Origin of the sequence: Agromyces zhanjiangensis, from assembly GCF_040496055.1 — a bacterium.
Classification (GTDB): domain Bacteria; phylum Actinomycetota; class Actinomycetes; order Actinomycetales; family Microbacteriaceae; genus Agromyces; species Agromyces zhanjiangensis.
Map to the genome: position 1 here is coordinate 273,086 of NZ_JBEPKB010000001.1, position 17,754 is coordinate 290,839.

A 17,754-nucleotide genomic window follows, 5' to 3' on the forward strand; every position below is an offset into this window, starting at 1 on the left:
CGTCGGCTATCGCTCGACCGCTCGACGGTCGTCGCGACGGGTCACCAGCCACCTCAGCCAGAAGAACACGGCGATCGCGACGACGGCCACGATGGCCAGCTTCACGACGAACCACAGCACGCTGAAGACCACGTCGACGAGGACCCATGCGATCACGACGGCGGCGATGACGCCGAGGACGGTCCAGACGGTGCGGCTCATCCTTCGAGCCTAGCCCGGCCCCGGCTCAGCGCGCCCGCGCCTCACGCGGCGCCCGTGTGGACCAGAGCGCGAGCGCGATGAGCAGCGGCTGGAACCAGAGGCGAACGAACCGCGCGCGGTCGGTCGTCAGCCCGAACGCGTCGCGTCGCTCGCGCCACTGCGCGACGTTGCCGGGGAACACGGCCGCGAAGAAGGCCGCGACGATCCAGCCGACGCGCGATCGCTCCCGCGGGAGCGCCACGAGCGCGGCGCTGAGCCCGACCTCGACGACGCCCGAGCCGACGACGACCGCGTCGGCGTCCATGGGCACCCACGGCGGCACCTGCGCACGGAACTCGCGCCGGGCCCAGGTGAGGTGGGACACGCCCGCGAAGGCGAGGCTCGCGGCGAGGAACCAGCGACCCGCGCTCCGCGCGGGCGTCGACGGCGGCACTGAGGGCGATCGGGTCATGCGCTCGAGCCTAGGCAGGGCCGCCGACGCTGTCAGCCCTGCACGCGCCCCGACCTCGCGGCGATGCGCTTCAGTCGCGGCGGCGTCGCGGCGACCCACGCGACCACCATCACGACGACCGACAGGGCGAAGATCGCGAATCCGACCCAGTCGTCGGCGTCGCGCGCCGCGTACATCTGGTTGAGCTTCCGAAGGGCGCCCGTCGAGAGCACGAGCACGACGTGCACGAACGTGAAGGCGAGGAAGAACAGCATCACCGGGTAGTGGACGGCACGAGCCATCCGCTCGGTCCTCGCCGACGCCCAGCGCCCCTCGACGGGCCAGATCGACGACAGCCGCAGCCCGGTGATGAACGCGAGCGGCGCCGCGACGAACACGACCGCGAAGTACGCGAGCTGCTGCAGGGCGTTGTACACGACCCACGAGTCCTCGGTCGGCCACTCGAGCGACGCGTACTGCAGCGCGGCGGAGATCGCGTTGGGGACCACGGCCCAGTCGGTCGGAACGATCCGGAGCCACTGCCCGGTCGCGAAGAGCAGCACGACGTATGTGATGCCGACGAGGATCCAGAGGGCGTCGAGCCACAGGTGGAACCAGAGCCAGATGCCGAGCCGTCGAGGCGCGCGCTTCGTGCGCGGCCAGCGCGTGTTGTCGCGCGTCCAGAAGCCGGGTGGGCGACGCCTGCCGCGGAGCTCGAGCCCGGTCTTGACGAGCAGTACGAGGAAGAACGAATTGAGGAAGTGCTGCCAGCCGAGCCACCAGGGGATGCCGACCGGGGTGCCCTCGGGGGGCGGGACGATGCCCGGGTAGGCGTCGACGAACGCCGCGACGGCCGGCAGCGCGACGAGCAGCCGGGCGATCACGACGACCACAACGAACGCCACGAGCGCGATCGCGAGGCCCCACAGCACGCGCGTGCGCTGCGCCCTCCACCATTCGGCGGCGCGGGCGGACGTCGTGGGGGTCGTGGTCATGCGGCGTCGGGTCCTTCTCCAACGGATGCCGGCGTCGGCCGGCTGCCGGGCGGCGCGGGCGCGCACCGGGCGTGAAACGGATGCCTCCGACGATATCGCCGTCGGCTGGGAGCGGGTGACGCGCGCGCAACACCGCGTCGCACCCGAGGCCCGACCTATGCTGGCCCGATGCTGCACGATCTGGTCGACGGGGCCCGCATGCTGCTGCGCGGATTCGCGTTCTGGCGGCGCGATCCGGGCGTGATGCTGCTCGGGCTGGTGCCCGCGGCCATCGTGTTCACCCTGCTCGTGTGGGGGCTCGTGGCGCTCGGCGTCGGGCTGCCCGGCCTGGTCGACCTCGCCACTCCGTTCGCCGACGCCTGGCAGGAGTTCTGGCGGCTCGCATTCCGCACGCTCGTCGCGGTCGTCGTGTTCGCGGGGGCGGCGGTGCTGGCGTTCGTGACGTTCACGGCGCTCACGCTCATCGTCGGCGACCCGTTCTACGAGCGCATCTGGGCGGCCGTCGAGGCGGACGCCGGCGGCGCGCCGCCCGGCGAGGCTCCAGGGTTCTGGAGCGGGGTGCGCGGGTCGCTCGTGCTCGTGCTTCAGGGCCTGCTCTCCGCGGTGCTCGTCGGGCTCGTCGGCCTCGTCCCGGTCGTGGGCACGGTGGTGGCCGCCGTCCTCGGTGCCGTGCTCACCGGCCGCCTGCTGGCTCGCGAGCTCACGGCGCGCGCACTCGACGCGCGCGGCATCCCGGCGGAGCACCGACGCGCGCTGCTCCGCGCGAATCGCTGGCGGTTCCTCGGCTTCGGGGTCGCCACGCAGCTCTGCTTCCTCGTGCCGCTCGGCGCGATCGCGACGATGCCGGCCGCGGTCGCCGGGGCGACGCTGCTCGCGAGGTCGGCAGCGGTCGAGCCGTCGCGCTGACCGCCGAGCGGATTTCCGAGCGGGTGCATCCGATACGCAGCGTGCGCAGGAAGTAGGTGATGGCGGGTCACCCTCGCGCCACGTCGCTCGCGGCGCGGCGCGAGGCTCCGCCGGCATCCGGACGAGCTCCCGGAGGGGGACACGAGGGTTCGACCGGGGATGGAAGACCCGGCGGCGGATGTCGCGGCGGCCGCCCACGCACCGCGGCATCCGTCGTCGCTCGGGTCAGCGCTGGGCGGCCAGCACCTCGTCGACCCACTCGGGGACGAGCACGCTCGCGAGCCCGAGCCGCGTCTCGGCGAAGCACGCCGTGACCTCGCTCTCGTCGAGGTTGAGCTCGAGCGTCGTCGCGCCGAACGCGGCAGCGGTCAGCACGAAGCCGGCCGCCGGGAACACCGCCCCCGAGGTCCCGATCGCCACGAACGCCTCGCATCCCGCGAGCGCAACGTCGATCTCGTCGAGGCCGTCGGGCATCTCGCCGAACCAGACCACGTCGGGGCGGAGCATCCGCTCGCCGCAGGTCGGGCACGGCGGCCCCGGTTGCAGGTCGCCCGGTGCGTCGGTGCGAGCCTCGCACGCGACGCAGCGCACGCGGCCGAGTTCGCCGTGCATGTGGATCACGCGCGCGGAGCCGGCCCGCTCGTGCAGGTCGTCGATGTTCTGCGTGACGACGAGCAGCTCGTCGCCGAGCTCGCGCTCGAGTGCGGCGAGCGCCGCGTGCGCGGGATTCGGGGAGACGGATGCCACGGCCCGGCGCCTCGCGTCGTAGAAGCGCTGCACGGTGTCGGGGTCGCTCTCGAACGCCTCCGGGGTCGCGACGTCCTCGACCCGGTGCCCCTCCCAGAGCCCGCCCGCGTCGCGGAAGGTCGGCACGCCGCTCTCGGCGGAGATCCCGGCGCCGGTGAGGACCACGATCCGAGGCGCGCCGCCGACGCCCGTGGTCACGCGACGGCCTCGGGCGCACGCCCGCGGAAGACGAGCACGCGGGTCGGCCCGAACGGGAACGACGGCACTCGCACCAGGCGCGCCTCATCGACCTCGAAGCCGGCCTCGGCGAGCGCGGCCCCCGTGTCGCGGTCCCAGTGGCAGCCGTGGCAGAACCGCGTCGACAACGGCGTGACCGCGCGCTGGATGCCGCGCTTCAGCGTGCCGGGCGGCGCGACGACGTGGTCGACGAACACGACGGTGCCGCCGGGTCGCAGCACCCGTCGCACCTCGGCGAGCGCGGCCGCCTGGTCGGTGACCGAGCACAGCACGTAGGTGCCGACGACCGCGTCGACGGATGCGTCGGGCAGCGGGATCCGCTCGGCGACGGCGTCGAGCGGGGCCTGCTCGTGCTTCCACTCGCGGGCCCGCTGGGCGAGCTCGGCGCGACGCTCCGAGTCGGGCTCGAGCCCGACCCACTCGACCGCGGGGTCGAACGCGCCGAAGTTCTCCCCCTCGCCGGCGCCGATCTCGAGGACCCGGCCTCGGACGCCCCCGATCGCCTCGCGCTCGAGGTCGTCGAGGTCGTCGTCGGTGATGAGCGGGGGCCGCGCGGCATCCATCACGTCATGCGACCACGCGGCGCCCCGATCGTCAAGCGGCGGGCCGGGCGGTCAGCGGCGCAGCCAGACCGTCGTCTCGCCGGGCAGCACGCCGTCGCCGAGGTCGCCGCTCGCGACGAGCACCGAGCCCGCCGGCAGTGCCACCGGCTCGGTGCCGAAGTTGGCCACGACCTCCCAGCCGCCGGGTCGCCGGAAGTGCATGACGTCCGGGTCCGGGGTCGGCACCCAGTCGAGTTCCTCCGCCCCCTGGAGGTCGTGGCGGAGTGCGAGCGCGCGACGGTACATCGACAGGCTCGATGCCGGGTCGTCGACCTGGCCGTCGGCCGCGTACTCGCCGAACCAGGCCGGCTGCGGCAGGTGCGCACCGTCGGGGCCGAAGCCGAACGAGTCGCCCTCGGCCGTCCACGGCAGCGGCACGCGGCATCCGTCGCGGCCGATGTCGACCCCCGGGTTCCGGAAGTACGCGGGGTCCTGTCGCTGCGAGGCGGGGATGTCGGCGACCTCGGGCAGCCCGAGCTCCTCGCCCTGGTACAGGTAGGCCGAGCCCGGCAGGGCGAACACGAGGAGGCTGGCAGCGCGGGCGCGGCGCAGGCCTCGCTCGCGGTCGAGCTCGGGGGTCGTCCCGCCCGAGAGCAGCCACGCCCCGCCGTGCTTCTCGCCGGGCACCGACGGCTCGGGGAGCCCGTAGCGCGTCGCATGCCGGACGACGTCGTGGTTCGAGAGCACCCACGTCGTCGACGATCCCGATGCCGCGGCGAGCGCGAGGTTGGCGTCGACGATGCGGCGGAACCGGGCCGCGTCGAACGTCGCCTCGAGCAGGTCGAAGTTGAAGGCCTGTCCGAGCCCTTCGACGCTCGCGTAGCGGGGCCGCCGGTGAGTCTCCACCCAGGCCTCCGCGACCGCGGTGCGCGGCGGCGTGTACTCGTCGAACACGCGACGCCACTCGGCGTAGATCTCGTGGACCTCGTCGCGGTCCCACAGCGGGTGGGCGCCGTCGCGCGGCAGCGCGTCGAGCGTCGCCTGGTCGGGCAGTTCGTCGTCGAGGCGCTTCGCGAGGCCGTGCGCGACGTCGATGCGGAACCCGTCGACGCCGCGGTCCGACCAGAAGCGCAGGGTGTGCAGGAAGTCGTCGCGCACCTCGCGGTTGTCCCAGTTGAGGTCGGGCTGCTCGGTCGCGAAGTAGTGCAGGTACCACTGGCCGTCGCCGACGGGCTCCCACGCGGGCCCGCCGAACGCGCTGGTCCAGTCGGCGGGCGGCAGCGATCCGCCGGGGCCGAGCCCGTCACGGAAGACGTAGCGGGCGCGGGCGGCCGAGCCGCGCGGGGCGGCGAGCGCCTCGCGGAACCACTCGTGGCGGTCGGACGTGTGGTTCGGCACGATGTCGATGATCACGCGGATGCCGGCCTGGTGGAGCGCCTCGACGAGGTCGTCGAAGTCGGCGAGCGTGCCGAGTCTCGGATCGACGTCGCGGTAGTCGTCGACGTCGTACCCCCCGTCGGCCAGCGCCGAGGGGTAGAACGGGCTGAGCCAGACGGCGTCGATGCCGAGGGCCTCCAGGTACGGCACGCGGGCGCGGATGCCGCGGAGGTCGCCGATCCCGTCGCCGTCGGCGTCGGTGAAGCTGCGGGGGTAGATCTGGTACACCGCCGCCTGGCGCCACCAATGGGCGTCGTCGTCGTGGGTACGGCGTCGGTCGGGGCGTGCGAGCACGTCGCTCATCGCGGTGCGGGTCCTCTCGTCGGACGGGGGTCGGTGGGTGGGAGCCGGGACGGTGGAGGCGGGCAGGCGGACGGGACGGGCCGCTCAGCCCTTCACCGCGCCCTGGGTCACGCCTTCCATGACCCAGCGCTGCGTGAAGAGGTAGACGATGATCGCGGGCGCCATCGCCATGAGGTACGACGCGAACGACACGTTGTAGTTGTTGCTGAACTGCGTCTGGAAGATCGACTGCACGACCGGGAGCGTCTGCTGGGCGGAGTCGGCGATGATCAGCGACGGCATCATGAAGTCGTTCCACGACGCGAGGAACGCGAAGATCGCGACCGTCGCGCTCATCGGCGCCAGCAGCGGGAAGATCAGCCGCCGGAACGTCTGCCACGTGGTGGCGCCGTCGATGCGGGCGCTCTCCTCGAGCTCGAGCGGGATCGAGCGGAGGAACGCCGTGAACAGCAGGATGCTGAACGACAGCTCGAACATGATCTTCAGGATGATGACGCCGACCGGGTTCGCGAGGCCGACGAGGCCCGTGAGCTGGATCTGCGGCAGCGCGACGACCGGGAACGGCAGGAACAGCGCCGTCAGCAGGTAGAAGAACGACCAGCGGAAGACCCGGTGATCCCAGTTCCGCACGATCGCGTACGACGCGAGGGCTCCGAGGATCACGGTGCCGACCACGGTGCCCGCGGTGATGAACAGCGAGATCAGGAAGGCGACGGGGAAGTTGGTCAGCTCCCACGCCTGTGCGAAGCCGGAGAAGTCGATCGGGCTCGGCAGGGAGAACGCGTTGCCGTCGACCGCCTGCGACGTCGACTTCAGCGACATCGAGATCGTGACGTAGAGCGGGAGGAGCACGGTCAGGGCGCAGAGGAGCAGGATGACCATGGTCGTCCAGTTCGTCCGCTCCTGGCCGACGCGGCCTCGGCGGCGCGGCGCCCGCGTGGCGACGGCCTCGTCGCTCGAGCGTGTGGTCGAGACGGAAGCGGGACCCCGCTTCGCTGCTGTCTGGGTCATCAGTTCGCCGCCCTTCCGCGGGAGATTCGGAGTTGGAGGACCGAGATGGCCACGGCGATGATGAAGAAGATCGTCGCGTTCGCCATCTGGTAGGCGTAGTCGCCGCCGGTGAAGCCGGTGAAGATCGTCATCGCGATGCTGCGGGTGGCGGTGCCCGGACCGCCGTTCGTCAGGCCGACGATGACCTCGTACACGTTGAGGTAGTTCTTGAAGCCGATGATGATGTTGATGACGACGTACCCCGCGACGAGCGGCAACGTCACAGACCAGAGTCGGCGAGCCGCGCCGGCGCCGTCGATGTCGGCGGCCTCGTACACCTCGCCCGGGATCGAGAGCAGCCCGGCGATGTAGATCAGCAGGGTGGCGGGGATGGACTGCCAGGCGGTCACGATCACGATCGAGATCCAGGCGAGGTCCGGGTTCGCGAGGATCGACTCCGACAGCCACGGGATGCCGGTGGCCGCGCCGAACGCCGGCAGGGAGTTCGAGAACAGGAAGTTGAAGACGTAGGCGATCACGATGCCCGAGATCACCATCGGGATCACGAACACCGCTCGGAGCGGGGTCTTCAGCCTGATGCGCGACGTGAGCCCCACGGCGAGCAGGAAGGCGATGACGTTCACGAGGAGCACCGTCACGATCGCGAAGCCGAACGTGAAGCCGTAGCTCGCGAGGATCGCCGGATCGGTGAACACCGCGACGTAGTTGGTGAACCCGGTGAACTGCCAGTCTCCGAAGCCGATGAAGTTCGTGAACGAGTAGAAGATCCCGAGGACCGCCGGGACGGTGATCGTCAGGGTGAACAGCGCGAGCGTCGGGATCAGGAACCAGTAGTAGATCGGGTCGACGCGCATGCGACCGCGCCGATCGTGGCGGCTGCCCGCCAGGTGGTCGACGGTGCCGTGCTCGGCCTCGTCGACGAGTGCGCCGGCCGACGCCGCGGCGGTGCTGACAGGTGTGCTCATGTCGGGGTGTCCTTTCGAATCGCGGTCAGCCGCGCAGCGCGAGTCGCGCCCAGTCCGCGTCGATGGTCGCGAGCGTCGCGGGGATGTCGCCGCCGGTCGCCATGGTCTGGATGTAGTTGTCGATCGGGATGGTGAGCGGGATCGACCGCGAGAGGCCCTGGTAGAACGCACCCGCGTCGTAGTACTCCTGCATCGGGACGATGCGCTCGTCGGTGACGGGCGCGGCATCCGTCGTCGTGCCGAAGCCGAGGAACTCGGCGTTGTACTCGTCCATCACGTCCTGCTGCATGAGGTACGTCACGAACCGGCGTGCGGCCTCCTTCTCGGTGCTGGCCTCGGGGATCCACAGGGCGAGGTCGAGGTTCACCCTCACCTTGAGGTCGTCGGGGTCGTCCGACGAGGGCAGCGGGAACGTCGCGAGCTCGAGGTCCGGGTTCGTCTTCGCGATCTCGCCGAGCGCCCACGGGCCCTGCATGTACATCGCGCCCTCGCCGTTCGCGAAGGCGACGTTGCCGTCGCCGTAGCCGCGGCTGGCCGCATCGTCGTTGGAGTATTCGGCGAGCTGCCGCATCTGCTCGCTGGGCTCGAGGATGTCCCTCTGGAAGGACGCCTCGGAGTCCGGACCGACCTCGGTGCCGATCTCCTCCATCTGCGCGAGGAACCCCGGCACGTCGACGGAGCCGCCGACGGTGTAGTCGAAGAGGCCCTGGCCGAGGGTCCACGGGTCCTTGAACGTGCTGTAGATCGGCGTCACACCGGCCGCCTCGAGCTCGTCGCACACCGCGATCAGCTCGTCCCAGGTCGTCGGGACCTCGATGCCGTGCTCTTCGAAGACCTCCACGTTGTAGATCACGGATGCCGCGGCGACCGAGTACGGCAGGATGCTCGTCCGGCCCGGGTACGTGGCGTACTGGTCGACGAGTTCCTGCACCTCTGGTCGGATGCGGTCGGCCTCGGGCATGTCGGAGAGGTCGGAGAGCGCGCCGCGCTCCATGAACCGCGCCATCTCGTAGTTGTAGTTGAGCAGCCCGACGTCGGGCGGGTTGCCCCGCAGGAAGCCCGCGGAGAGGTTGGACGCCGTGTCGAGGGTGACGCGGACGTCGTCCTGCGACGCGTTGAAGTCGTCGACGAGGCCGCGGAAGTACGGGATGGCCTCGGGCTTGGACATGTGGAAGGTGATGTCGGCGGTGCCGCCGCCGGCGGAGCCGCATCCGGCGAACGCGAGCGCCGTGGCGACCGCGGCGGCGGCGGCGAGCGGCACGCGCGCTCGCGAGCGCCGTCGGGCCGGTGCGGGTCTGGTGGTCGCGATACGAGGCACGTCGTCGTCTCCCCTGGATCTCGAGGGCGACACGTGCCGGCGCGTCGACCCTGACGGACTGACTAAATCTAGGATGTAGATTTACTTTGTGTCGTAAATAATGACGGAGGGATCGGGAAAGGTCAAGGACATGGGCGAGAACGACGTCGCGACGTCACCTCAGGTGCTGCGGCGCGTCAATGCACGCCGGGTGCTCGAGCACGCATGGCAGGCGGGCGCCTTCACGGCCGCCGACGTGATGGCCGAGACCGGGCTCACCCGGTCGACCGTGATCGGCCTCTGCGATGAGCTCGTGCGCATGGGCTGGCTGACCGAACTCGAGGACGCCCGGGCGTTCGGCACCTACACGAAGGGACGTCCGGCCCGCCGGTACTCGCTCCGGGAGCGCGCCGCCGCCGTCGTCGGCCTCGACGCCGGCTACGACCACGTCGCCGCGACCGTCGCCGACCTGCGCGGCACCCCCCTCGCTCGGCGCTCCGCCTCGATCGCCGCGGCGGAGCCCGGCCGCACCGAGCGGCTCGCCGATGCCGATCAGCGGCGTGCGCTCGCACGGACCGTCGTCGACGAGGCCCGGCGGGCGGCCGGGGTCGCCGCCGAGGACGTCGTCGCGATCGTCGTGGCCGTCCCGGCGCCGGTCGACGTCGACGGCGTCTCTCCGGCCGACGACTGGTTCTGGAACCTGACCAATCCCGGGTACGCCGAACTCTTCGCGCGCGATGCCGAGATCGTCGTCGTCGAGAACGACGCCAACCTCGCCGCCATCGCCGAACGCTCGGCCACAGGCGGCGGCGGACGCGACGTGGACTCCTTCATCGCGCTGATCGTCGGCGAGGGCCTCGGAGCCGGCCTCATGATCGACGGCCGGCTCGTCCGCGGGCGCCGAGGCGGAGCCGGCGAACTCCGGTTCCTCGACCACGTCGAGGGCGTCGGCTCGCCCGACGGACTCGCCCTGCTCGCCAGGCGATGGGCGACCGAGGCGCTGCACGCCGGCGTGGACCCCGACAGCGCGCTCGGACGCCTCGACCCGGGAGCCGTCGACGAGGCGCAGGTCGGCGCGGCCGCGTCGGCGGGCGATCCGGTGGCCGGCGAGATCGTCGCGCGCCTGGCGGCGCGCCTGGCCCGCATCTGCCTCGTCGTCGGCGACCTCCTCGACGTCGACCGCATCATCGTCAGCGGCGCAGCGAGCCGCTCGCTCCCGATGGTGATCGACCGCGCCGCGCGGCTGATCGAGGAGAGCGACGATCCGAGCGCGCCGGAGCTGCGCACCTCGGCGCTCGGCGAGGACTGCGTGACATCCGGAGCGATCGAGCATGCGCTCGCCGCCGTCCGGGCCCGCGCGCTGGACCTCAGGCCGACCTCGCGCGGCGCTGCCTGACCCGAGCCGACCTGCTCCGTCGGCAGCGCCGAGCCCCGTGCGGTCCGGCGGCGCCTGCGGGCAGGATGGACCCATGAGTTCCCTCGCCGATCTCCACGCCGTCGTGGACGCGTTCGCCCGAGAGGCCGCGCTGACCGACCCCGAGGCGCAGGTGCGCTCGGCGATCTGGCCGACGGCGGGCCGGATCGTCGACCACCTCGGCACCATCCAGCGATGGGCCGCCGAGCAGGCGCGGACGGGAGCGCCCGCCGATCGGCGCGCATTCCGGCGGCCGGAGGGCGCGGACCGTGCCGCGTGGTTCCTCGAGGGCGCCCAGCAGCTCACGCGCACGCTCGAGGGCTCCGACCCCGAGCGCGTCGTCCCCGTCCTGTACGGCGCGACCGGCACGGTCCGGTTCTGGCAGCGACGGATGGCGCACGAGGCGACGAAGCACCTGTGGGACCTCCGCACGGCTCGCGACGCCGATCCGCGGTTCCCGCCCGAGGTCGACCCCCTCGGCCGGGCGGACGCCGTCGACGAGTTCGGCGACGTGTTCATGGCCGAGGCGCGCCGACGCGGCATCGACCCACTCGCCGGGCCGGTCGCGCTCGTCGCGACCGACACCGCCGACGCGTGGCGCGTCTCCCCGCAGTGGGTCCTCGAACGGGAGCCGGCGGACGCGGCATCCGCCCCACCCGTCGCCGCGACGATCTCGGCCGAGGTCGGCGACCTCGCGCTGCTGCTCTGGGAGCGCGCGGACCTCGTCGCTGACGACGGCCGGTTCCGCGTCGACGGGGACGTCGACGTGGCGACCGCCCTCGCGACGACGCCCGTGCACCTCTGAGCACGCGCGACGCGGCGCTGCTCGTTCGCGCGGGGTTCTTCCGGACGTCACCGGAGCGGCCTAGCCTGAGCGCGGATCCGAACGCCAGCAGAGGAGCTCGCATGTCCATGAGACCCGATCGCCCCAGCACCGCACGCCGCACCCCGCTCGTCGCCGCATCCGTCGCGGCGCTCGCGCTGGGCGCCTCCGTCGTCGCCGCACCGGCGCACGCCGCGCCCGGCGGCGAACCCGGGCGCGCCGACACCGTCCGCGTCGCCACGTACAACCTGTCGCTCAACCGCAACTTCGAGGGCCAGCTCGTGGCCGACCTGTCGACGGGCGCGAACGCGCAGGCGAAGACCGTCGCCGAGGTCATCCAGCGCGCGAACCCCGACATCGTGCTGCTCAACGAGTTCGACTACGTCGAGGGCGGGGTCGCGGTCGACCTGTTCCGCGACAACTACCTCGAGGTCTCGCAGGGCGGGGCCGACCCGGTCGAGTATCCGTACGCGTTCGTCGCGCCCTCGAACACCGGCGTGCCGAGCGGGTTCGACCTCAACAACAACGGCGTCATCGGCGGCGGCGACGACGCGTTCGGCTTCGGCTTCTTCCCCGGCCAGTACGGCATGGCCGTGCTCTCGAAGCACCCGATCGACGAGGGCGCCGTTCGGACGTTCCAGCACTTCCTGTGGAAGGACATGCCCGGGGCCCTGCTGCCGGACGACCCGAGCACGGAGGCACCGGCCGACTGGTACTCGCCCGAGGAGCTCGACGTCTTCCGCCTCTCCAGCAAGTCTCACTGGGACGTCCCGGTCGAGATCGGCGGTCGCACGGTGCACGTGCTCGCCTCGCACCCGACGCCGCCCACGTTCGACGGCGCCGAGGACCGCAACGGCACGCGCAACCACGACGAGATCCGCTTCTGGGCCGACTACGTGAGGCCGGGCGCGGCCTCGTCGTACATCTACGACGACGCCGGCGCGACCGGCGGCCTGACCCCGGGCTCGTCGTTCGTGATCCTGGGCGACCAGAACGCCGACCCGCTCGACGGCGACTCGACGGATGACGCGATCCAGCAGCTGCTCGAGCACCCGCGCATCACCGACCCGCTGCCCATGTCGGAGGGGGCCGTCGAGGCCGCCGCGCTCCAGGGCGGCGCGAACCTGACGCACGTGGGCGACCCGGCCTACGACACGGCCGACTTCAACGACAACCCGGCGCCCGGGAACCTGCGCGCCGACTACGTGCTTCCGTCGAAGGACCTCCGTGTCGCCGACGCGGGCGTGTTCTGGCCGGTCCAGGCCGACCCGCTCTCGGCGCTCACCGGCACGTTCCCGTTCCCGTCGAGCGACCACCGGCTCGTGTGGGTCGACGTGCACGTGCGCGGCTGACCCGACAGTCCGTTCGAACGGCCCGTCCCTCACGAGGAGCGGGCCGTTCGACGCGCCGTCGGCGACTCGGGCGCCGGTCGGCGACTCAGCCGCCGGTCGGCGTCGCTGCGTCGGCCGGCGGCGCCGACGCCGGCATCGGCAGCCCGGCGGCCCGGTGGGCGGACGCCACGAACGCGGGCCGAACGCGCTCCCACCCGTCGAGGTACCCGCCGACCATCGCGGCGTCGCGGACGAGCACCAGTTCGGCCGCGCCGAGGCGGGGGTCGGGAGCATCCGCCGCCTCGAGCACGTGCTCGAGCTCGGACCGGAACCATTCGCGGTGGGCGGCGACGGCCCGGCGCACGCCGCTGTCGGCGTCGGGGTACTCGGCCGCGGCGTTGATGAACGGGCAGCCGCGCGTGTGGTGGCGCGCGATGTCGTCGGCGAGCCCGTCGATGACGAGTCCGACGAGTTCGCGCGGCGCGGCGCCGGCCGCCTCTGCGGCGTCGAACGCGGCGCGGATGTTCGCGTCCTCGACGCCGAGGTAGGCCTCGACGAGATCCTCCTTGCTCGGGAAGTGCCGGTAGAACGTCGCGCGCGTCACGCCCGCCTCGCCCACGATGCGGTCGACGCCGACCGAGTGGATGCCCTCGCGGTAGAAGAGCTCGCTCGCGGTCGCGAGCAGTCGCTCGCGTGCGGCGGAGGCGCCGCTGGAGGTCGTTCGTGCAGCCATGACGAACATGATAGAACGATCTTTCTCTTTATGCTTGACATCGGCCCGGCTGCGTGAGTACGGTCTGGGAATACAACAAGATAGAACGATCGTTCTACTTCACAGGACCGCACGAACCACGAGGAGCAGGACCCATGACCACCACCGCGAAGACCCCCATCGTCCTCATCCACGGGCTCTGGATGACCCCGAAGAGCTGGGACACCTGGGCCGAGCGCTTCCGCTCGCTCGGGCACGACGTCATCGTCCCCGGCTGGCCCGGCATCGACGACCGGTCGGTCGCCGACATCCGCTCGAACCCCGAACCGCTGAAGGGCATCGGCCTGGAGCAGATCGCCGACCACTACGAGGCGATCATCCGCGCGCTGCCGCAGAGGCCCATCATCATGGGCCACTCGTTCGGCGGCGTCATCACCCAGATGCTCGCCGACCGCGGGCTCGGCGTCGCGTACGTCGGCGTCACCCCCGGCCAGACCGCGGGCGTCACGACGCTGCCGCCCTCGACCCTCCGCACCGGCTTCCCGATCCTCTCGAACCCCTTCGACCGGAACGGCGCCACGCCGATCTCGAAGGCGCACTTCCACTTCACCTTCGGCAACGACCTCAGCCGCGAGGCCTCCGACCGCATCTGGGAGGACTACGCCGTCAACAGCTACAACCGCGTCTTCTTCGAGGGCGTCGCGTCGACCCTGAACGAGAAGGGCGGCGTCACGCACGTCGACTACGACCGCGCCGACCGGGCGCCGCTGCTCGTCATCAGCGGCGAGATCGACCACGTCGTGCCGCCGGCCATCGGCCGGGCGATCGTGCGGAAGTACCGGAACACCGGCAGCCCGGCCGTCGTCGACTACCGCGAATTCGCCGGCCGCACCCACCGGATCGTCAGCCAGGACGGCTGGGAGGAGGTCGCCGACTTCGCGCTGGCCTGGGCCCTCGAGCACGCCGAGGCGCAGCCTGCCGCGGCGTGAGCCCCGCGCACTGCGCGCCGCTCGCCGCTCGGCTCACGCGGCCGATCAGGCCGCGCCGGGAAGGCCGGGTCCGAACCGATCGGGCACGGCCTTCACGACGCCCGGGAGCCAGCGGTCGACGTCGGGCCACGCTCGCGCCGTCGGCAGCCGCCGGATGAGCCCGGCGAGCGGCGCGTCGCCCGGCTCCCACGGCAGCACCCGATTGGGCGAGGCCGCGGCCACGACGCCCAGCCACCAGTGCATCCACGTGCCGCGCAGCGACTCGGGCTCGAGCACGACGTAGTAGTCGGGCACCCGCAGCTCGTGCCTGGCGACCGCGTCGATCACCTGCTCGATCTCGAGCTGCAGCACGCCGAGGGTCGACCGCTCGTCGTAGAACTCCACCCAGGCGGATGCCACGTGACCGAGCGGGTCGCGGTCGTGCACCACGAACGGCGCGTGCGAGGTCGCCGACCAGGTGACCACCTCGGCGTCCGTGGCCTCCGTCATCTCGGCGAACGTCGCGCTCTCGACGTTCGCGAGACCGGCGAGGGATCCGATCGCAGCACCGGAATCGTCGCCGACGACGACGAGGGTGGTGCTGCCGGGTGCCTCCATTTCCGGATCATACGTCCGGTCGGGCCGGCTCCGGGAGGGGCGTCATCGGCCCGTCGCACGATCGTTCCGGGATCGCAACACGACGCGCTCGGCGCCACGCTCCGCTTGGGCGTTCAGGCGGTGCGGCCGAGCGCCTCGTCGTCGGCGCCGGCCGGGAGCAGCCACGGCAGCACCTCGTCGAACGGCGTGCCGCCGACCGTCAGCACCTGCCACGCGGCATCCGCTCGCCTGACACGCGAGACCGACAGGTTGTCGAGCTTGGGGTACGTGCGGGCGTCGTGGCCGCTGAGCTCGCCGAGCACGTGACGGATCAGCGTGCCGTGCGCGACGGCGAGCACCCGCGCCCCGGCGTGGTCGGCCGCGATGCGCTCGAGCGCTCGCGCCCCGCGCGGGCCGACCTCGTGCTCGGGCTCCTTGCCGGGGAACTCGCGGCCCGGCCACCGCTCGTCGATCTGCGAGACGAGCGTGCCCTCCGCGTCGCCGAAGTCCTGCTCCACGAGGTCGTCGTACTCGCCGACGACTGGCAGGCCGAGCCCCTCGGCGACGATCGCGGCGGTCTCGCGCGCGCGCCCGAGGGTCGAGCTCACGACGACGTCCCAGTCGGCCGGGTCGAGCGTGCGCGCCGCCTGCTCGGCCTGCGCGCGCCCGGTGTCGTTCAGCGGGATGTCGGTGCGGCCCTGCATGAGCCCGCGGAGGTTCCAGTCGGTCTGTCCGTGGCGGACGAGGGCGAGATGCATGGGTTCCAGCCTAGGCGGCGCCCGCTGGGCGGATGCCGCATGGACGGTCAGTCGGCGGCGCCGGGCCTGACCAGGCCGCTCTCGTACGCGAAGACGACGGCCTGCACGCGATCGCGCAGGCCGAGCTTCGCGAGCGCACGCGACACGTACGTCTTCACCGTCGTCTCACCGAGGTAGAGCCGTGCGGCGATCTCGGCGTTCGAGTAGCCCGCCGAGACCTCGACCAACACGTCCCGCTCGCGCTCGGTGAGCGTGGCCAGCCGCGCCGCCAGGTCGGGGCGCACGCGCGGCGCGGCCGCGAACGACTCGATCACTCGGACCGTCACGGCCGGGTCGAGGAGCGCGTTGCCCGCGGCAACGCTCCGGACCGCCGCGAGGAGCTGTTCGGGCGGGGCGACCTTCAACAGGAACCCGCTCACGCCCACGCGGAGCGCGGCCGCGAGCTGCTCGTCGTCGTCGAACGTCGTGAGGATCACGACCCGCGCGTCCGTTCCCTCGAGGATCTCCCGCGCCGCCGTGATGCCGTCGCTGCGCGGCATCCGAATGTCGAGGAGCACCACGTCGGGCCGGGTCCGGCGCACCGCGGCGACCGCGTCGAGACCGTCGGCCGCCTCCCCCACGACGACGATGTCGGGCTGGTGCTCGAGGAGCATGCGCAGGCCCGCGCGGACCATGGCCTCATCGTCGGCGAGGACCACGCGGATCGGCGCGGCGGTCGGAGCGCCCTGCGCCGCGGCATCCGTCATCGGGTCGCCTCCAGCGGGAACTCGGCGCGCACGTCGAACCCGCCGTCGTCGCCGGGTCCCGCTGAGAAGCGCCCGTGGAACATCGCCACGCGCTCGCGCATTCCGACGAGTCCATGACCGCCGATCGCGGGTGCGACGGAACCGCCGGGCGGCGCCGGCCGCGCCTGCGCCGCGCCGCTCGCCGCGCCCCCGGCGCCCACCGGAACCGGCTCGGGCGCCGTGTTCGAGACCGCCACGACGAGCGCACCGTCCGTCCGCTCGACCGCGACGGTCGTGCGGGCGCCGGGAGCATGGCGCAGCACGTTGGTCAGTGCCTCCTGGAGCACCCGGTACGCCGACACGTCGACACCACGCGGCAGGTCGCCCGGGTCGCCTCGCTGCTCGAACGCGACCTCGAGCCCCGCAGCGCGCACCTCATCGACGAGTTCGCCCGCACGCGCCACGCTGGGCGGTGCGGCGGGCGGCACGTCGTCGGTGTCGCGCAGGATGCCGACGAGGGTCCGCAGTTCGGCGACCGACTCGCGTCCGAGCCGTTCGATGCCGCGCAGCATCTCGGCCTGCGGGGCATCCGGCGAGAGCGTCGAACGCACGGCGCCCACCTGGAGGGTCATCACGCTCACCGAATGAGCGACGGCGTCGTGGATCTCGCGCGCGATGCGCTGGCGCTCGTCGACGAGCGCGGCGTGCTCGCGCGCTTCGCGCTCCGCATCCAGCGCGGCCGCGAGCCTCCCCAGCCGATCGGCCCGGTCCCGCGCCCCGCGGGCGACCAGGCCCACGGCCCACGACACCCACGCGAGCGAGGCGAAGAACAGGTTCTCCCAGACCGCGGCGGCGAGGTCGCGCGACGCCGGTGCGGCCAATTCCCCGCCGACGCTCGCGGACAGCGCCCCGCCGATCGCGACGCCGACGGTCGCGAGGAGCTGCACCGAGGCCGGGGCGATCCACGAGCGTCGCGGCGGTCGGCGGAAGGCCGCCCACCCCGGGAGCAGGAAGCAGGCGAGGACGCCGACGCCGGTCGGGCCGCCCAGTCCGACGGCAGTCGCGACGGGGAACATGAGGGACGCGACGGCGGTGCCGGCGATCGGCGCCACCGTCGCGAGCAGTGTCCCCGAGACGACCGGCAGCAGCACGAGGGCGAGCGCGAGCGGCGCCGAACGGAAGCCCGGGTCGAGTGCGATCTCGACCGCGCCGAGCACCGCGAAACCCACCGCGGCGAGCACCGGGATCAGTCGGGCGGATCGGGGCATGGCGACTCCTCATCGTCGTCGCGGACCGGGGCCGGACCGCGCGGTGGCTCAACGCTAGGCGACGGGCGCCGCCGGAGCGGTCATCCT

The 17,754-nt window shown here is 72.5% G+C and carries 19 protein-coding genes; 5 read left to right on the top strand and 14 right to left on the bottom strand.

Annotation, left to right across the window (positions count from 1 at the left end; genetic code table 11):
* Positions 1-6: 6 nt before the first annotated feature.
* The 3 genes from ABME02_RS01270 to ABME02_RS01280 are packed head-to-tail and all read right to left on the bottom strand — an operon-like array spanning position 7 to position 1,626.
* Positions 7-201, bottom strand: coding sequence for a hypothetical protein (locus tag ABME02_RS01270; RefSeq protein WP_353813449.1), 195 nt, complete (start codon positions 199-201; stop codon positions 7-9).
* A 25-nt stretch (positions 202-226) separates the two neighbouring features.
* Positions 227-652 carry a DoxX family protein gene (locus ABME02_RS01275; protein ID WP_353813450.1) on the bottom strand — a complete coding sequence of 142 codons (426 nt, stop codon included), beginning with the start codon at positions 650-652 and terminating at the stop codon, positions 227-229.
* Positions 653-684: 32 nt separating this feature from the next.
* Positions 685-1,626: a cytochrome b/b6 domain-containing protein gene (locus ABME02_RS01280; protein WP_353813451.1), complete on the bottom strand. Its 942-nt coding sequence runs from the start codon at positions 1,624-1,626 to the stop codon at positions 685-687.
* A gap of 168 nt (positions 1,627-1,794) precedes the next feature.
* Between ABME02_RS01280 and ABME02_RS01285 the strand changes: the two genes are divergently transcribed.
* Complete coding sequence (locus ABME02_RS01285; protein WP_353813452.1) at positions 1,795-2,532, top strand: EI24 domain-containing protein; 738 nt, start codon at positions 1,795-1,797, stop codon at positions 2,530-2,532.
* 225 nt (positions 2,533-2,757) lie between these two features.
* Here ABME02_RS01285 and ABME02_RS01290 read toward each other — a convergent pair whose 3' ends face one another.
* The 6 genes from ABME02_RS01290 to ABME02_RS01315 all read right to left on the bottom strand — a co-directional run bounded on the left by ABME02_RS01290 (position 2,758) and on the right by ABME02_RS01315 (position 9,035).
* The gene (locus tag ABME02_RS01290) at positions 2,758-3,477 is read right to left on the bottom strand and encodes an NAD-dependent deacylase (protein ID WP_353813453.1); all 720 of its coding nucleotides are present in this window, start codon (positions 3,475-3,477) and stop codon (positions 2,758-2,760) included.
* Positions 3,474-4,079, bottom strand: a complete 606-nt coding sequence (locus ABME02_RS01295) for a class I SAM-dependent methyltransferase (RefSeq protein ID WP_353813454.1) — start codon at positions 4,077-4,079, stop codon at positions 3,474-3,476. Before ABME02_RS01295 ends, ABME02_RS01290 begins: the two co-directional genes overlap by 4 nt.
* A gap of 51 nt (positions 4,080-4,130) precedes the next feature.
* A complete protein-coding gene (locus ABME02_RS01300) occupies positions 4,131-5,798 on the bottom strand; it encodes a glycoside hydrolase family 13 protein (RefSeq protein ID WP_353813455.1) in 1,668 nt (555 codons plus the stop codon).
* A gap of 84 nt (positions 5,799-5,882) precedes the next feature.
* On the bottom strand, positions 5,883-6,809 hold the full coding sequence (locus tag ABME02_RS01305; RefSeq protein ID WP_353813456.1) for a carbohydrate ABC transporter permease: 927 nt from the start codon (positions 6,807-6,809) through the stop codon (positions 5,883-5,885).
* Positions 6,809-7,663 (bottom strand): carbohydrate ABC transporter permease, encoded by an 855-nt coding sequence (locus ABME02_RS01310; RefSeq protein WP_353813821.1) that lies wholly within the window; start codon positions 7,661-7,663, stop codon positions 6,809-6,811. The genes ABME02_RS01305 and ABME02_RS01310 overlap by 1 nt, the downstream gene beginning before the upstream one ends.
* 136 nt (positions 7,664-7,799) lie before the next feature.
* Entirely contained in the window at positions 7,800-9,035 is a 1,236-nt protein-coding gene (locus ABME02_RS01315) for an ABC transporter substrate-binding protein (RefSeq protein WP_353813457.1), read from the bottom strand.
* A 187-nt stretch (positions 9,036-9,222) separates the two neighbouring features.
* Here ABME02_RS01315 and ABME02_RS01320 point away from each other — a divergent pair, with 187 nt between their 5' ends.
* The 3 genes from ABME02_RS01320 (at position 9,223) to ABME02_RS01330 (ending at position 12,660) form a co-directional block, all read left to right on the top strand.
* Positions 9,223-10,467, top strand: coding sequence for an ROK family transcriptional regulator (locus ABME02_RS01320; protein WP_353813458.1), 1,245 nt, complete (start codon positions 9,223-9,225; stop codon positions 10,465-10,467).
* Between the two features lie 73 nt (positions 10,468-10,540).
* Entirely contained in the window at positions 10,541-11,290 is a 750-nt protein-coding gene (locus ABME02_RS01325; RefSeq protein ID WP_353813459.1) for a maleylpyruvate isomerase N-terminal domain-containing protein, read from the top strand.
* Between the two features lie 101 nt (positions 11,291-11,391).
* Positions 11,392-12,660, top strand: a complete 1,269-nt coding sequence (locus tag ABME02_RS01330) for an endonuclease/exonuclease/phosphatase family protein (RefSeq protein WP_353813460.1) — start codon at positions 11,392-11,394, stop codon at positions 12,658-12,660.
* An 85-nt stretch (positions 12,661-12,745) separates the two neighbouring features.
* On the opposite strand, the gene ABME02_RS01335 is transcribed toward ABME02_RS01330, so the two are convergent.
* Positions 12,746-13,372 (bottom strand): TetR/AcrR family transcriptional regulator, encoded by a 627-nt coding sequence (locus ABME02_RS01335; RefSeq protein WP_353813461.1) that lies wholly within the window; start codon positions 13,370-13,372, stop codon positions 12,746-12,748.
* 134 nt (positions 13,373-13,506) lie between these two features.
* Between ABME02_RS01335 and ABME02_RS01340 the strand changes: the two genes are divergently transcribed.
* Positions 13,507-14,340, top strand: a complete 834-nt coding sequence (locus tag ABME02_RS01340) for an alpha/beta hydrolase (RefSeq protein ID WP_353813462.1) — start codon at positions 13,507-13,509, stop codon at positions 14,338-14,340.
* 45 nt (positions 14,341-14,385) lie between these two features.
* On the opposite strand, the gene ABME02_RS01345 is transcribed toward ABME02_RS01340, so the two are convergent.
* From ABME02_RS01345 to ABME02_RS01360, 4 genes are all read right to left on the bottom strand, one after another.
* A complete protein-coding gene (locus ABME02_RS01345) occupies positions 14,386-14,937 on the bottom strand; it encodes a hypothetical protein (protein ID WP_353813463.1) in 552 nt (183 codons plus the stop codon).
* A 113-nt stretch (positions 14,938-15,050) separates the two neighbouring features.
* On the bottom strand, positions 15,051-15,674 hold the full coding sequence (locus tag ABME02_RS01350; RefSeq protein WP_353813464.1) for a histidine phosphatase family protein: 624 nt from the start codon (positions 15,672-15,674) through the stop codon (positions 15,051-15,053).
* 47 nt (positions 15,675-15,721) lie between these two features.
* On the bottom strand, positions 15,722-16,420 hold the full coding sequence (locus tag ABME02_RS01355; protein WP_353813465.1) for a response regulator: 699 nt from the start codon (positions 16,418-16,420) through the stop codon (positions 15,722-15,724).
* Positions 16,417-17,667 carry a sensor histidine kinase gene (locus ABME02_RS01360; RefSeq protein ID WP_353813466.1) on the bottom strand — a complete coding sequence of 417 codons (1,251 nt, stop codon included), beginning with the start codon at positions 17,665-17,667 and terminating at the stop codon, positions 16,417-16,419. The genes ABME02_RS01355 and ABME02_RS01360 overlap by 4 nt, the downstream gene beginning before the upstream one ends.
* Positions 17,668-17,754 lie beyond the last annotated feature (87 nt).

Excerpts from the sequence above, each read along its gene's own strand:
- ABME02_RS01270 (WP_353813449.1), bottom strand. The coding sequence starts at position 201 with ATGAGCCGCACCGTCTGGACCGTCCTCGGCGTCATCGCCGCCGTCGTG.
- ABME02_RS01275 (WP_353813450.1), bottom strand. The coding sequence starts at position 652 with ATGACCCGATCGCCCTCAGTGCCGCCGTCGACGCCCGCGCGGAGCGCG.
- ABME02_RS01280 (WP_353813451.1), bottom strand. The coding sequence starts at position 1,626 with ATGACCACGACCCCCACGACGTCCGCCCGCGCCGCCGAATGGTGGAGG.
- ABME02_RS01285 (WP_353813452.1), top strand. The coding sequence starts at position 1,795 with ATGCTGCACGATCTGGTCGACGGGGCCCGCATGCTGCTGCGCGGATTC.
- ABME02_RS01295 (WP_353813454.1), bottom strand. The coding sequence starts at position 4,079 with ATGGATGCCGCGCGGCCCCCGCTCATCACCGACGACGACCTCGACGAC.
- ABME02_RS01300 (WP_353813455.1), bottom strand. The coding sequence starts at position 5,798 with ATGAGCGACGTGCTCGCACGCCCCGACCGACGCCGTACCCACGACGAC.
- ABME02_RS01305 (WP_353813456.1), bottom strand. The coding sequence starts at position 6,809 with ATGACCCAGACAGCAGCGAAGCGGGGTCCCGCTTCCGTCTCGACCACA.
- ABME02_RS01310 (WP_353813821.1), bottom strand. The coding sequence starts at position 7,663 with ATGCGCGTCGACCCGATCTACTACTGGTTCCTGATCCCGACGCTCGCG.
- ABME02_RS01320 (WP_353813458.1), top strand. The coding sequence starts at position 9,223 with ATGGGCGAGAACGACGTCGCGACGTCACCTCAGGTGCTGCGGCGCGTC.
- ABME02_RS01325 (WP_353813459.1), top strand. The coding sequence starts at position 10,541 with ATGAGTTCCCTCGCCGATCTCCACGCCGTCGTGGACGCGTTCGCCCGA.
- ABME02_RS01330 (WP_353813460.1), top strand. The coding sequence starts at position 11,392 with ATGTCCATGAGACCCGATCGCCCCAGCACCGCACGCCGCACCCCGCTC.
- ABME02_RS01335 (WP_353813461.1), bottom strand. The coding sequence starts at position 13,372 with ATGGCTGCACGAACGACCTCCAGCGGCGCCTCCGCCGCACGCGAGCGA.
- ABME02_RS01340 (WP_353813462.1), top strand. The coding sequence starts at position 13,507 with ATGACCACCACCGCGAAGACCCCCATCGTCCTCATCCACGGGCTCTGG.
- ABME02_RS01345 (WP_353813463.1), bottom strand. The coding sequence starts at position 14,937 with ATGGAGGCACCCGGCAGCACCACCCTCGTCGTCGTCGGCGACGATTCC.
- ABME02_RS01350 (WP_353813464.1), bottom strand. The coding sequence starts at position 15,674 with ATGCATCTCGCCCTCGTCCGCCACGGACAGACCGACTGGAACCTCCGC.
- ABME02_RS01355 (WP_353813465.1), bottom strand. The coding sequence starts at position 16,420 with ATGACGGATGCCGCGGCGCAGGGCGCTCCGACCGCCGCGCCGATCCGC.
- ABME02_RS01360 (WP_353813466.1), bottom strand. The coding sequence starts at position 17,667 with ATGCCCCGATCCGCCCGACTGATCCCGGTGCTCGCCGCGGTGGGTTTC.